This window comes from Myxococcus llanfairpwllgwyngyllgogerychwyrndrobwllllantysiliogogogochensis (genome assembly GCF_006636215.1).
Taxonomy (GTDB): Bacteria; Myxococcota; Myxococcia; order Myxococcales; family Myxococcaceae; genus Myxococcus; species Myxococcus llanfairpwllgwyngyllgogerychwyrndrobwllllantysiliogogogochensis.
The window spans coordinates 1-412 of the sequence record NZ_VIFM01000896.1 but is presented as its reverse complement, the minus strand read 5'-3'; the positions used below and the strand labels follow the sequence as shown (position 1 = coordinate 412).

General features: G+C 66.7%; 1 protein-coding gene. It reads left to right on the top strand.

Annotation, left to right across the window (positions count from 1 at the left end):
• Nucleotides 1–412 (top strand): hypothetical protein (locus tag FJV41_RS51100; RefSeq protein WP_438616800.1); only part of this gene is annotated, 412 nt, incomplete at both ends.

Genomic DNA, 412 nt, shown 5'->3' with positions numbered 1-412 from the left:
CGCCAAGGAGGCGCTCGCCCGGCGGCTGGCCGACACCGCCTCGCAGGGCAAGCTGCTCACGGCCCTGGGGCAGGCCTTCGGCATGGACCGGACGCCGCGGCGGATCGAGGTCTACGACAACTCGCACATCATGGGCACGAACGCGGTGGGCGGGATGATCGTGGCCGGGCCGACCGGGTTCATGAAGACGCATTACCGCACGTTCAACATCTCGGCCGACACCATCGCCGGCGACGATTTCGGCATGATGCGCGAGGTGCTGAAGCAGCGGTTTTCAAGGCTGGCTAAGGAGAGTGGAGCGGCGGCCGAGGCACCCGGGCTGGCTCAAGCGGAGTTCAGCGACCAGCCTGATACTGTTGCGGAAGATCTCGGGGGGGCGAGTCCTTCTCCCGCTACCATCACTGTCGCAGAG